General features: G+C 64.9%; 14 protein-coding genes. 8 read left to right on the top strand and 6 right to left on the bottom strand.

Going from position 1 to position 13,044, the window contains the following annotated elements:
- Window positions 1-2 precede the first annotated feature (2 nt).
- From KY496_RS00830 to KY496_RS00820, 3 genes are all read left to right on the top strand, one after another.
- Complete coding sequence (locus KY496_RS00830) at window positions 3-227, top strand: hypothetical protein (protein WP_005671360.1); 225 nt, start codon at window positions 3-5, stop codon at window positions 225-227.
- An 87-nt stretch (window positions 228-314) separates the two neighbouring features.
- Entirely contained in the window at window positions 315-461 is a 147-nt protein-coding gene (locus KY496_RS00825) for a lmo0937 family membrane protein (RefSeq protein ID WP_005671362.1), read from the top strand.
- Window positions 462-566: 105 nt separating this feature from the next.
- On the top strand, window positions 567-1,235 hold the full coding sequence (locus tag KY496_RS00820; protein ID WP_005671364.1) for an OmpA family protein: 669 nt from the start codon (window positions 567-569) through the stop codon (window positions 1,233-1,235).
- A 63-nt stretch (window positions 1,236-1,298) separates the two neighbouring features.
- Here KY496_RS00820 and KY496_RS00815 read toward each other — a convergent pair whose 3' ends face one another.
- Both KY496_RS00815 and KY496_RS26980 read right to left on the bottom strand, forming a co-directional pair.
- Entirely contained in the window at window positions 1,299-2,135 is an 837-nt protein-coding gene (locus KY496_RS00815) for a branched-chain amino acid aminotransferase (RefSeq protein WP_005671366.1), read from the bottom strand.
- Between the two features lie 97 nt (window positions 2,136-2,232).
- Entirely contained in the window at window positions 2,233-3,306 is a 1,074-nt protein-coding gene (locus KY496_RS26980) for a hypothetical protein (RefSeq protein WP_229409939.1), read from the bottom strand.
- Between the two features lie 242 nt (window positions 3,307-3,548).
- Here KY496_RS26980 and KY496_RS00805 point away from each other — a divergent pair, with 242 nt between their 5' ends.
- Complete coding sequence (locus KY496_RS00805; protein ID WP_005671370.1) at window positions 3,549-5,711, top strand: site-specific recombinase; 2,163 nt, start codon at window positions 3,549-3,551, stop codon at window positions 5,709-5,711.
- Window positions 5,708-7,096 (top strand): cardiolipin synthase, encoded by a 1,389-nt coding sequence (gene cls, locus KY496_RS00800; protein ID WP_219863436.1) that lies wholly within the window; start codon window positions 5,708-5,710, stop codon window positions 7,094-7,096. Before KY496_RS00805 ends, cls begins: the two co-directional genes overlap by 4 nt.
- A 28-nt stretch (window positions 7,097-7,124) precedes the next feature.
- Here the strand turns inward: cls and KY496_RS00795 are convergent, their stop codons facing one another.
- A complete protein-coding gene (locus KY496_RS00795; protein ID WP_219863434.1) occupies window positions 7,125-7,961 on the bottom strand; it encodes a metallophosphoesterase in 837 nt (278 codons plus the stop codon).
- A 25-nt stretch (window positions 7,962-7,986) separates the two neighbouring features.
- Window positions 7,987-8,736 (bottom strand): phosphatase PAP2 family protein, encoded by a 750-nt coding sequence (locus KY496_RS00790; RefSeq protein ID WP_005671376.1) that lies wholly within the window; start codon window positions 8,734-8,736, stop codon window positions 7,987-7,989.
- 139 nt (window positions 8,737-8,875) lie between these two features.
- Between KY496_RS00790 and KY496_RS00785 the strand changes: the two genes are divergently transcribed.
- From KY496_RS00785 to KY496_RS00775, 3 genes are all read left to right on the top strand, one after another.
- Complete coding sequence (locus KY496_RS00785) at window positions 8,876-9,088, top strand: hypothetical protein (RefSeq protein ID WP_005671379.1); 213 nt, start codon at window positions 8,876-8,878, stop codon at window positions 9,086-9,088.
- A gap of 112 nt (window positions 9,089-9,200) precedes the next feature.
- The gene (locus tag KY496_RS00780; protein ID WP_219863433.1) at window positions 9,201-10,202 is read left to right on the top strand and encodes a sulfate ABC transporter substrate-binding protein; all 1,002 of its coding nucleotides are present in this window, start codon (window positions 9,201-9,203) and stop codon (window positions 10,200-10,202) included.
- Window positions 10,203-10,438: 236 nt separating this feature from the next.
- Window positions 10,439-11,458, top strand: a complete 1,020-nt coding sequence (locus KY496_RS00775) for an SDR family oxidoreductase (protein ID WP_219863431.1) — start codon at window positions 10,439-10,441, stop codon at window positions 11,456-11,458.
- Here the strand turns inward: KY496_RS00775 and KY496_RS00770 are convergent.
- Both KY496_RS00770 and KY496_RS00765 read right to left on the bottom strand, forming a co-directional pair.
- The gene (locus KY496_RS00770; RefSeq protein WP_005671387.1) at window positions 11,420-11,854 is read right to left on the bottom strand and encodes a hypothetical protein; all 435 of its coding nucleotides are present in this window, start codon (window positions 11,852-11,854) and stop codon (window positions 11,420-11,422) included. The two genes, KY496_RS00775 and KY496_RS00770, sit on opposite strands and share 39 nt — an antisense overlap.
- 87 nt (window positions 11,855-11,941) lie before the next feature.
- A complete protein-coding gene (locus KY496_RS00765; RefSeq protein WP_005671389.1) occupies window positions 11,942-12,919 on the bottom strand; it encodes a porin in 978 nt (325 codons plus the stop codon).
- Between the last annotated feature and the right edge of the window lie 125 nt (window positions 12,920-13,044).

Below are 13,044 nucleotides of genomic sequence, written 5' to 3'. Positions count from 1 at the left end.
GCATGAACAGCATGGCATGGATCGGCATCATCGTCTGGGGAATCGTACTCACTCTGTTCGGCCTGTTGTCGGCCGGACCAGCGCCCGATGGCAACGGGCACCTGCAGCCGCAGGACATCGTGTTCCTGATCGCGGGCGGCCTGCTCACCTGCCTGATCGGCTGCACCGGCCTGGTGGGCATGATGGGCTGGATTCCCGGCTTGCGAAAGCGAAAAAGTTGCGCATAATGTACGCCATCGAACGGTACGCAACGGTGTGCAAGTACATACTGGAATCACAGCGCAACCAGCGCAAACAGTAGAGGAGAATCCACCATGTTATATACCATCGCTGTCGTTCTCGTTATCCTGTGGCTGCTCGGCCTGGTGACCTCGTACACCATCGGCGGCTTCATCCACATCCTGCTCGTCGTCGCCGTCATCATGATCCTGGTTCGCCTGATCAGCGGACGCGGCATATAGCAGTAAAATGACAAGTGACGCTTGTCGCAAGACCCAATCCGTTTCGCGGTCGCGCCTGATTCGGGCGTGACGACGAAACGGATTTTTTACTTAAGGAGTTCCACGATGCAGAAAAACTTCATCAAAACCACCGCCGCCATCGCCATGGTGGCCCTGACCGCCACCGGTTGCGCCGACATGAGCGCCACCCAGCGCGGCACCGCGACCGGCGCCGGCATCGGCGCCGGCCTGGGCGGCCTGATCGGCGGCACCACCAGCGGCGGCGGCGGCGGCCGCGTTGCCGGCGGCGCCGCCATCGGCGCGGCCGCGGGCGCCGTGATCGGCAACATCTGGTCCAAGCGCATGGAAGCGCAGAAGCAGCAGATGGAACAAGCCACGCAAGGCACCGGCGTGCAAGTGACCCAGACCCAGGACAACCGCCTGAAACTGGAAATCCCGAGCGACATCTCGTTCGACACGGGCCGCTCCGACATCAAGGGCAACTTCCAGCCGATCCTGCAGCGCTTCGCGCAGACCCTGCAGGAGAACCCGAACACCAACGTCGTCATCATCGGCCACACCGACAGCACCGGCAGCGATTCGATCAACCAGCCGCTGTCGGTCGACCGCGCCTCGCGCACCCGCGACTACCTGGCCGGCCGCGGCGTGAACCCGAACCGCATCACCATCGAAGGCCGCGGCTCGCGCGAACCGATCGCCTCGAACAACGACAACGCGGGCAAGGCGCGCAACCGCCGCGTCGAGATCTACGTCGCCGAACCGGCGCGCGGCTGATCGCCCCCCCATCAACGACAAAGGCCGGCGATGCCGGCCTTTTTCATTCCCGATGCGGCGATATCACGCCGCTTCGGTGAACGCCAGGTACAGCTCGCGCGCCTGGCGCGCGACCGGGCCGGCTTCGAGCGTGCGCTCCTCATAACGGGTGCACGGCGTGACCTTGCCGTAGTTACCGGTGCTGAAGATCTCGCGCGCGGTATTCAGTTCGGTGGCCTTGACGCTGCGCTCTTCGACCTGCACGCCGGCCTCGGCCAGCAGCGCCATCACGCGCGCACGGGTGATCCCCGCCAGGAAGGTGCCGTTCAACGCCGGCGTCACCACCTTGCCATCCTCCGTCACCAGGAACAGGTTCGACGCCGCGAATTCGGCCACGTGGCCTTCGGCGTCGAGCATGATGGCCTGGTCGAAGCCGCGCTCTTTCGCTTCGCGCATGGCGCGGGTCGAATTGGCGTACAGGGCCGAGGCCTTGGCGTCGGTCGGCGCCATGTTCGGCTGCGGACGGCGCAGGGTCGACAGGCAGGCCGAGAAACCGGTGAACGGCGGCAGCGGCGCATCGAACAGGGTCAGCGCGAACTGGCTTTTTTCGGCGACCGGGATCAGGAAGCCCTCGGAGCCGAACACCAGCGGACGAATATAGAGTTCGGCATCATGCGGGAATTTGGCCACGCCTTCGCGCACCAGGGCTTCCATTTCTTCGACCGTCAGCGGGCAGCGCAGGCCCAGTTTTTCGGCGGACGCGATGACGCGCTCCAGGTGCGGACGCAGGTCGGGCAGCTTGCCGCGGATCGCGCGCGCGCCGTCGAACACGGACGAACCGAGCCACAGGCTGTGGTCCATCGCGCCATACAGGGGGGTGTTACCTTCAGCCCATTGGCCGTTGTAATAAGTGAGGTACATGGCTTCCTTCCAGTGCAGAGCACTCCAGTGTATCGGCACTGGTGTGCCTGCGTCCAGTAGGCTGTATGGACCGGCAAACCGAAAGGATCTCGATGATTCACCCCACGCCGAGCGCGCCACGTGTACGCTGCCAGTAGCTCCTGCGTCGATCCAATCCACTGGCTCCCCCACTAATACGCCGGGATATCTCATCGAACCGCGCGCTCCCGTCGGGCCTGGCAGTGTGATCGGCAAGCTCGTTGAGCCTGCAATCACGCCAGAACCATGCCGCCGACAGGGCGGCGCCTTCGGGCGCCAACAACAGGTCCGGCTGCGCCAGAGCGTCCAGACCTGCCCTCTGAGCGAACGCGGCATAATTCTGGCGTCCGGTTATCGCGATCAGGCCACGGCCCCTGTAGCGCCAGCCGTCTCCACTGGCTTCGTCGCCGTTACCCATGCGATCGGCGTAAAGTCTATTCGCGATCGCCTGGGGGTTGTGACCATATGCGGCGGCTGTCTGTACGTCGGGAAAACGTTGTGGCCAGACTTGAAGCAGGCGCTCGGGGCGATAGTTCAACGGCTCTTCGACGTGTTGCAACTCATCCGACTCGGCCAGCACCTGGGCAAGAAAGGCCGACCGGCGCACAGGGGTGTTGATGTCGCAGGCCTGCATCGCCGCATTCAACGGTTCCAGCCATATTTTTGCAAGTGCATCGCCGTCGCTGCCAGTCAGGATTGCCTTCAACTGGTCAAGCGTAATGCCATTGCCCGATACCTCTGCGCTCGTGTCATGTGGTTGCTGCACGGCTGCTTCGTTCGCCGTCGGGGGCTGCCTGACTGGCTCAGGTGGTCTGGTCGGCTCGACGGTAGGTGCAGACACACCCGCAGGCTGAGCAACGGGGACATGCGCCGTCGATGCCGTTTCGGCATGCGCCGAGTGCGCCTGCTCGTCCATGAACAACGGTTTGCGCGCAAAACCTATGTGATACACCGAATACTGCAACACCACCTGCTGCTCACCGAGCATATGTGAGACGCCGCCCCTTTCCATGCCAATAATATGGCCGCGTGGTGTTCCGGTCAGGCATCGATTGACCTGTTCCATCTGCTGCCGAATTTCTTCTTCGGTACGCATATTCCGCGGGTCATCGTTGCCCACCACGATACGGGCAACGAAGCTGACATCTGCCATCTCAAACTGTCCAGTCATACCGTCCTATCTCCATATTGACGTTACCGCCCCGTCAATACCCCGCCAGGCGCCGGAGTACGCGTGGCGTGACGATAGATACTCCAGGGAACTTCCTGAAAGAGCAAGACTTTTATTGCAGGACCGCCTCGAGGATGGCTCACCCACCGACCTACTGTTCGCTGCCACACCATATTTACCGGCCTCGTCGCGTACACTATGGCTTTCCGGTAAAAATTGTTTTCATGCTTGCTACTCTCGAACGGATCGATCCTTACAGCGACGACATCGACCTGCTGGTCGAGTTGGTCTGCCACCTGCGCCCGCGCCAGCGCTGGGTGTGGCAGGACGGCGACGATCCGGCCCAGGCGGTGCGCACGCTGACCCAACTCCTGAAGGGCAATCCGGCCCAGGCCTGGGCGCTGCGCCGCTACCTCACGACCCTGCTCGAGAAGCGGCGGCACACCAGTCTTTACAGCGATATCGGGATCCTGTCGAACGACGGCTTCGTCACCGAACTCAAGAGCCGCATCACCTACCGCTTCCTGCCGCCCGCGCTCGACAACCTGTATTTATCGGACGCGCTCGACCAGGTGCTGTACCGCGAGGACGACTTCGAATGGATCCGTGCGGTGCCCGACAGCGACTGGATGCAGCTGTTCGACGTGATCGCCAATGCCCCGCCGCCGGACGACAGCGCGCCCGGCCGCGCGCGCCTGGTCACGCTCAAGGGCCTGCTGGACGCGATCCGCACCCTGTCCTGCCGCATCTGCGCGCTCGGCCTCGAGCCGCGCCTGGTGCACAGCTACAGCCAGATCGAGAATTTCGATTCGCCCTTCCTGATGCAGAACATCGAGGCCAACCGCTACCTCGACGAATACGCGCGCTATCTGGCCGGCGAGCGCGAGCATCCAGACGACGCGCGCCACCTGCTGGTGATGCTCGACCAGTGCGAGGACGTGGTGCTCAAGATCCGGCGCCTGGCGCTGTCGAACGGCACCAGCATCGCCCTCACCTACCTGCTGGTGGCGGTGCAGCAGAGCATCGACCGCCTGCAAAAGCTGCTGTTCCTGGTCGACGTCGACGAGAAGGGTTCGACACCGGCGCCGGTGCTGGAAGTGATGGACGAACTGGTGGTCGACGGCGAGGTGCTGCTGCCGGTGGCGCCGCAACCTGACAAGCCGGGCCAGCTGGCGGTCCCCGACGCGGCGCTGCTCAGCCCGCGCCAGCGCGCCGCGATCTCGCTGGCCGAGGAGTTGATCGAGGCCCACAACACCAAGTACCAGGTCAGCGGCCTGGTGCGCGACAACGTGCACCTGTTGGCGCGCAATGTCACCGAGAACGCCAGCCGCACCGGCGAGCACTACATCGCCGAAGACCGCAAGGACTTGCGCAAGATGCTGTGGTCCTCGTCCGGCGCCGGCTTCATCGTCGGCTTCATGGCGCTGTTCAAGATCCTGCTGGGGTACCTGAGGACGCCGCCGCTGGTCGAGGCTTTCCTGTTCAGCATGAACTACTCGCTCGGCTTCGTGCTGATCCACATGCTGCACTTCACGGTGGCCACCAAGCAGCCGGCCATGACGGCGCAGCGCATCGCGGCCTCGCTGCACCGCTCCGCCAGCGGGCGCGGCATCGACGTCGACAAGCTGGCCGAACTGGTCAACAAAGTGTTCCGCACCCAGATGGTGGCGGTGCTCGGCAACGTGCTGGTGGCCTTTCCGGTGGCCCTGGGCATCGCCGAGTTCGTGCGCTGGCACACCGGCCACCACCTGGTCGACCCGATCAAGGCGCTGCACCTGCTGAACGACATCGACCCGCTGCACAGCCCGGCCCTGTTCTACGCCGCCGTCGCCGGCGTCTGGCTGTTCGTGGCCGGCCTGATCTCGGGCTACTACGACAACAAGGCGCTGTACACGCGCATGGGCCAGCGCGTGCAGCAGATCCGCGGCCTGCGCCGCCTGCTGGGCGCCGAGCGCGTGGCGCGCCTGGGCCGCTATGTCGAGGACAATCTCGGCGGCCTGATGGGTAACTTCTTCTTCGGCATCCTGCTCGGCACCACCGGCACCATCGGCTTCCTGCTCGGCCTGCCGATCGACATCCGCCACATCACCTTCTCGGCCGCCAATTTCGCGACCGCCCTGGTGGCCCTGGACTACGGCATGAGCTGGGCCCAGATCGCCAACGCCACCGCCGGCGTGCTGCTGATCGGCACCGTCAACCTGCTGGTGAGCTTCGGGCTGGCGCTGTGGGTGGCGCTGCGCGCACGCAAGATCGTCTTCAAGCGCTGGATCCTGCTGGTACAGGCGCTGGGCCGGCGCTTCGCCTATTCGCCGGTCGAATTCTTCCTGGGCCCGCGGCATCGCCAGTTGCCGCCGCCCGATACCGAGTCCTCGAGGGGAACAAAATGAACAAGAAGCGCTTCGCCGCCTGGTTCGGCTTCATTGCTTTCGTCTGCGTGGTCGCCTCATGCAAGGCCCTGCCCGACCGCAGCACCATCGCCGGAGCGCCCGACAAGGCCGTGCCCACCGTCGCCACGCAACGCGGCGAACTGAAGGACGGGCAGGCAGCGGCGCTGCTCAAGCGGCGCTGGGCGCGCGCCTCGCCCGACCTCAAGCAGCTGGCGGTGCTCGAAGAGCAGGCCACCGGGGTGCCGCTCATCGCCGGCAACCAGGTCTCGCTGCTGTTCGACGGCCCGGCCACCATGCGCGCCATGATGGAGGCGGCCAAGAACGCGAAGAGTTCGATCAACCTCGAGACCTATATCTTCGACCATGACGAGATCGGCGCCCAGTTCGCCGAAATCCTGATGCAGAAGCGCGCCGAGGGCGTGACCGTCAACATCATCGTCGACGGCGTCGGCACGCTGGCCACGCCGAAGGAATTCTTCGAGCGCCTGCAACAGGCCGGCATCAATGTGCTGGTGTTCAATCCGGTGAATCCTACCAAGCGGCCCGGCAAATGGGCGCTGAACAACCGCGACCATCGCAAGATCATGATCGTCGACGGCAAGGTCGCCTTCACCGGCGGCATCAACATCAGCAGCACCTATGCCAACAGCTCGCTGTTCCGCTCGAACAAGCGCGCCAGCAAGGTCAACGAGGAAGACGTCGGCTGGCGCGACACCCACATCAAGATCGAGGGACCGGCGGTCGGCGCCCTGCAGTGGGCCTTCATCGACAACTGGGTGCACCAGGACGCGGGCGAGCTGCCGCAGGTCGAGTACTTCCCCAAGCTCGCCCCGGTGGGCGAGAAAGTGGTGCGGGTGCTGGCGACCTCGCCCGACCGCGATTCGGAAATCTACAAGTCGCTGGTGCTGGCGATCGGCGAAGCGAAGAAATCGATCCACCTGACGGCCGCCTATTTCGTGCCGGACCGGCAGATCGTCGACGGCCTGATCGCGGCGGCCAAGCGCGGGGTCGACGTGCAGCTGGTGCTGCCGGGCGTGTCGGACCATGACTTCATCAAGTATGCGGGCGAGTCGTTCTACCACGAGCTGCTGGAGGGCGGCGTGCGCATCTTCCAGCTGCAGGTGGCGGTATTGCACGCCAAGACCACGGTCATCGACGGCATGTGGTCGTCGATCGGCTCGGCCAATATCGACCGCCGCAGCTTCATCCACAACTACGAGGTCAATGTGGTGGTGCTCGATCCGCACTTCGGACGCGACATGGAAGCGGCGTTCAGGGAAGACCTGCGCCACTCGAAGGAGATCAAGCTCGACGACTGGAAGCGGCGGCCCTGGGGTGATCGGCTGCGCGAGATGATGTCGCGCCTGACCGAATACTGGATCTAGCTGCGGAATCCGACATACCGCGGCCGGTTCAGAGACCGGCCGCCAGCATCCCGTCGCTGTGCGGCGACCAGATGCTCCCGGCGCGCACGAACTTCTCGGTCGTGACCAGCGCGAACCGTCCCCCCACCAAGTCCCAGCCATAGCGGTCGATCTCGACCCGCTGCGGCTCGACCCGCACCACGTTGAACGAATTGACCTCGCCGCGCCCGCGGGTGGAGGTGGCGGTGCCGGCCTGGACCACGAGCGCCGCGTACTCCGCGATCTGGTAGCGCGCCGCCGTGCTGCCGGCGTGGCTGGCATGCATGTGGCCGGCCATCAGGATGTCGACGTTGGTCTCGGCGAACACCTCCATCGCCATCGGCGCGCGCACCACGAGGTCGCGCTTCTCGAAGTGTTCCGGCAGATCGAAGGGGTGATGGGTAACGACGATGCGCGTGACCTGCGGCGGCAGGCCCGCCAGGCGCGCGCGCAGCCCCGCCACCTGCTCGTGGCTGATGCGGCCATCCTTGATGGTCAGCGAGCGCGCGGTGTTGACGCCCACCACGGCGATCTCGTCGTCGATGAACACGGGCTCGAGCTCGTCGGTGATGTAGCGCTTGTAGCGCGCCAGCGGCCGCATGAAGCGGCGGAACACGTTGTACAGCGAGATGTCGTGGTTGCCGGGCACGATGATCTGCGGGCCGGGCAGCGAATCGAGGAAGGCGCGCGCCTCTTCGAATTCCTCGACCTTGGCGCGCTGGGTCAGGTCGCCCGAGATCACGACCACGTCGGCCGCGATGCGCTCGACCAGTTCGCGCAAGGGGCCGAGCAGCGCCTGGTCGACGCGGCCGAAATGCAGGTCGGACAGGTGAACGAGGGTGCGCATGCGGGAATCTCCTTTTTTACGACGCTTATATCTCTTGGCGCGGCGCCCCGCCGGACGCGCGCCGCTCGCGCGCGGCCCGGCGCCGGTTGAGGGTGGCGGCGCCGCCGATGCAGATCGCCAGCCAGCCGCAGCCCTCGGCCAGCGCGGCCAGGATGTCGGTCAGGTAGTGCGCGCCGAGGTACATGCGCGAGAACGCGACCAGGCCGATCATCAGCCCTGCCAGCACGAAGGGCAGCACCCGCCCGATCCATGACCGTGCATGGCGCGCGAAGTAGCAGGCCAGCAGGCCGTACAGCACGGTGGCGGCCATCGTGTGCCCGCTCGGGAAACTATAGGTGGTGAGGGTGAGGATGGGTTCCGCGAAATGGGGACGCGCGCGCTCGAAGGTATGCTTGAGCGCCACATTGAGCAGCATCCCGCCCGGCACGCTCGAGACCAGCGCCACGATCCAGTAGCGATGCCCGCGCCGGTAGAACCAGACGCCGACGCCGAAGGCGATCGCGAGCACGCCGGGCGTGCTGTGGAGGTGGGTCAGCACCAGCAGTGCATCGCGCAGCAGGCCGCCCTGGCTCGCATGGGCGTGCAGCCAGTCGGCCACCACCAGGTCGAGTCGGGTGATCGGGGCGCCGGCGACCACGGCGCCCGCGAGGTGGGCGAAGCCCGCCATCGCCAGCAGCAGGAACACGATGCCGACGGTGAGATGGAGGCCATATTCACCTTCCGGCGAGAAGCGGGCGGCGGCGAAACGGTGAAGACGGGGCAGGACATTGCTCATGACATTGATTATGACCGACTTGGCGAAAAAACCACACACGCGAAAAATTACTGTATATCTGAACAGTAGCTGTGGATTTGTACAGTAGTTGTGTTATTCTTTCCTTACTGCACAACCACTTCGATTAAAGGAAACGAACATGACCACTCTGAACAGCTCCTTCGGCCTGGAACACGCACCCGTCCCTTTCCTGGCGCGCATCGGCCGCCGCGAAATCCTCGTCACCCGCGATTTCCGCAAGCGCTTCTATGCGGTCAATCCGGTCATCGAGTGCGATACCGGCGTCGAGGCCGGCCATGTCGAGATCCTGCTGTTCCGCCGCTGGCTGCTCATTCTTTCCAAGGCACACTGATCCATCCTGGATCTACGCCCGAAAAATGCATATGGTTGCGTGAATTTATTCGTTTTCTTTCTGTGGGTTGAGACCGTACGCTACGGTTTCCCACCCTCCAGAAAGATAATAAATGCTTCGCAAAACCTTCATCCGTTCGCTGGCAGCACTGACCCTGCTGGTGCAGACCTCGGCCTTTGCCGCCGACGTCAACCTGCTCAACGTGTCGTACGACCCAACCCGCGAGCTGTACCATGAGTTCGACGCGGCCTTCGCCAAGCACTGGAAGGCCAGGACGGGCGACAACGTCAACGTGAAGCAATCGCACGGCGGTTCGGGCAAGCAGGCGCGTTCGGTGATCGACGGCCTGCAGGCCGACGTCGTCACCCTGGCCCTGGCCTACGACATCGACGCCATCCGCGACAGGGGCCTGATCAATCCGGGCTGGGAACAGAAGCTGCAATACCGCAGCTCACCCTACACTTCGACCATCGTGTTCCTGGTGCGCAAGGGCAATCCGAAGAAGATCAAGGACTGGAACGACCTGGTCAAGCCGGGCGTCTCGGTGATCACGCCGAATCCGAAGACGTCGGGCGGCGCGCGCTGGAACCACCTCGCGGCCTATGGCTACGCGCTGCGCCAGCCGGGCGGCAATCCGCAAAGGGCGGCCGAGTTCCTGGGCGCCCTGTACAAGAACGTGCCGGTGCTCGATTCGGGCGCGCGCGGTTCGACCACCACCTTCGTCGAGCGCGGCATCGGCGACGTGCTGCTGGCCTGGGAAAACGAGGCGCTGCTCGCGCTGCGCGAACTCGGTCCCGATAAATTCGAGATCGTCGCGCCGTCGCTGAGCATCCTGGCCGAGCCGCCGGTCGCCGTGGTCGACAAGAACGTCGACAAGAAAGGCACCCGCAAGGTGGCCCAGGCCTACCTGGAATACCTGTACAGCGACGAAGGCCAGGACATCATCGCCAAGAACTACTATCGCCCGGCGGTCGACAAGTTCGCCAGGAAGTACGCTTCGCAGTTCCCGCAGATCAAGCTGTTCCAGATCAGCGAGCTGGGCGGCTGGACCGTGGCCCAGAAGACGCACTTCGCCGACGGCGGGATCTTCGACCAGATCTACACCAAGAAGTAAGCGCCACACCGCACCATCCCTGTCTCCTGGACGCCGTTCCCGCCGCTGGTGGGGCGGCGTTTTTTTGTCCGGCGCCTCGCCGGCGCGCGCGGATCTCACCCGCGCGCCAAAAAATCCCTTGAAATAGCAAACTCGGTCACGAAGTGAACAATTCACTAACTCGTGGCTGCCGCGCATCGCGCTCGCGAACGCGGCGGTCCTTCCCCGCACACCACGAACACGGAAAGGATCACGCAATGTCAGTCAAACTCCGCAAGATCAACGAGCAAGTCATGGTCATCACCGGCGCCACCAGCGGCATCGGCCTGTCGACCGCGCGCATGGCCGCCGAGCGCGGCGCCCGCCTGGTACTGGCGGCGCGCGCCGACGACGCGCTGGACGAACTCGTCCACGAACTGCGCGCGCGCGGCACCGACGTCATCGCGGTCACCGCCGACGTCGGCAAGATCGAGGACGTCGAGCGCATCGGCGAGGCCGCCATCCGCGAATTCGGCCGCATCGACACCTGGGTCAACAATGCCGGCATTTCGATCTTCGGCCGCATCGAGGACATCTCGCCCGAAGACCATCACCGCCTGTTCCAGACCAATTTCTGGGGCGTCGTGAACGGCTCGCTGGAAGCGGTCAAGCGCATGAAGCAGCGCGGCGGCGGCGCCCTGATCAACCTGGGCAGCGAACTGTCCGACCACGGCATTCCGCTGCAGGGCATGTACGCGGCGTCCAAGCATGCGGTGAAAGGCTTCACCGACTCGCTGCGCATGGAACTCGAAAAGGAAGGCGCGCCGATGTCGATCACCCTGGTCAAGCCATCGGGCATCGACACCATGTTCGCGGTGCATGCCAAGAACTATATGGAAAAGGAACCGAAGCTGCCGTCGCCGGTGTACGCGCCGGAACTGGTGGCCGACGCCATCCTGTATGCGGCCCAGCATCCGAAGCGCGACGTGTTCGTCGGCGGCGCGGCCAAGATGAATTCGTCGGGCGCCCGCTTCCTGCCGCGCGCCTTCGACAAGTACGTGACGGCGACCATGTTCCGGAACCAGAAATCGGAGGCGCCGACCGATCCGGGCCGCCGCGACGCCCTGCACAAGCCCGATCACACGCGCGAGCTGCGCGAACGCCAGGGCATCTATCAAACCCATGAGCGCAGCCCGTACACTGCGGCCCAGCTGCGCTCGAAGCAGATCACCACCGCCCTGCTGGGCGGCGGCGCCCTGTTAGCGGCCTTCGCCCTGAGTCGGCGGACGGCTCGTTAAGAACTCGGTGTCCTCCTCGGTCAGCGGCAGGTCGGGGATGGACTCGATGCGGTCGGTATCGATGTCGGCGCCATCCTTGGCCACCGCATCACGGCCGGCCGCGGCGCGTTCGCCGGTGCCGCCCATGTCGCTGTCGCCCGAGAAATCGGCGTCGCCGACGTCGGGTCCGGCGGTGTCGCCGGCGTGGCTGGCTTCGAGGTCGGAAGTCGTGCCTTCGTCGAAATCGAGCACCTGGTCGGGATCGAGATTGCCGGCGAAACCGGGGCCGCCGACGACGTCGCTGCCGGTGTCCGAGATGTCGCTCGGGCCGAGCGCGTCGATGCCATGGCCCTTGCCCAGGTTGCGGTCAGGGCGTTCCGGGAAGTTGTCCGGGTCGAGTGTGCTGGTGCCAGTCATATTGCCTCCATATGTGTTGATGAACCATGGAGACAGCGTACTGAATTTCGCCGTACGGTGTCGCAGCGCAGGGCCGCACGCCCGCGCTCAGAACGCGCGCCGCATGCCCACGTTGAGCGAGGACCCGTTGCCGGGCTTGACGCCCAGGTGCACGCCAGCGAGGTGCTGGATGTGCGAGTAGGCGGCATAGAAGTCCATGCGGCGCGACATCGCATAGGTGGCGCCGACGGCGAGCTGGCGCGCATCGTTGTTGGCCGGATCGCGGTCGTTGCGGCGCACGAAGGACGCCAGCAGCGTGGTCTGGCGCGATACCGGCACCGCCACGCCCATCAGCACGTCGCGGCTGTCGGTCGAGCGCGTGGCGGCGACGCTGGCGCCATAGGGATTGTCGGGGTTGAACAGCGGCGAATTGCCCCAGCCGCGGTTGGCGCTGTAGGCGGTATAGGCCGTGCCCCAGTCGAAGCGCATATTGGCGGCAACAATGGAATTGCGGGCCGCCATCGTGATGTCGACCTCGTTGTAGCGGGTGACCTTGGCCACGTTGCGGTTCTGGTGGGCGGCGCGGATGTTCAGCGGCCCCAGGTTGACGCCGACCGTCATGCCCCAGGCGCGTCCCGACGGCGAGCCGTCGACGTCGCCCTTGCGCCACTTGGCGCCGGCGCTGACGCCGGCGAAGCGGCCCTCGAAGCCCTCGCTGTCGTCGGCGCGCATCCCGCGCGGCGCCGACTGCGCGGCCAGGCCGCCCTGGAAGGGATCGCCGACTTCATTCAGGGCGGTGTAGTCGACGTTGTACTGGCGCCCGGCGGTCACATTGCTGCGCCACTCGCGCTCGGACGAACGCGCAATGGCAGATTCGGTCTCCAGCATGAAGATGGATGACTCGGCCGGCACCGTCTCGGCGCGCGCGGCCAGTTGCAGCTCACCCAGGCAGTCTGGCCCGCAGACGGCTTCCTGGATCGCCCCGGCGCCGGCGCCCTCCGCGTACGGACGGACCGGTTCGTTCTGCGCCGAAGCACACGCCGCGCTCCCTCCGAGCACGGCCAATGCGACGATGGACATTCTCATGGCGTCAATCTCTCCCTGACACCTACTATCCGCCTGTTATGGCAACCTGATCTGTCTAATACCTCACATAACCGAGAGTTTCGGAGCGCGTTTCGGTTCGCGTTTGATGCGCTTATAACCCAGCG

The organism is Massilia sp. NP310 (genome assembly GCF_019443485.1).
In the GTDB taxonomy this organism is placed as follows: domain Bacteria; phylum Pseudomonadota; class Gammaproteobacteria; order Burkholderiales; family Burkholderiaceae_D; genus Telluria; species Telluria timonae.
The sequence above is the reverse complement of the archived record's forward strand: the minus strand, read 5'-3'. Positions and strand labels throughout refer to the sequence as shown.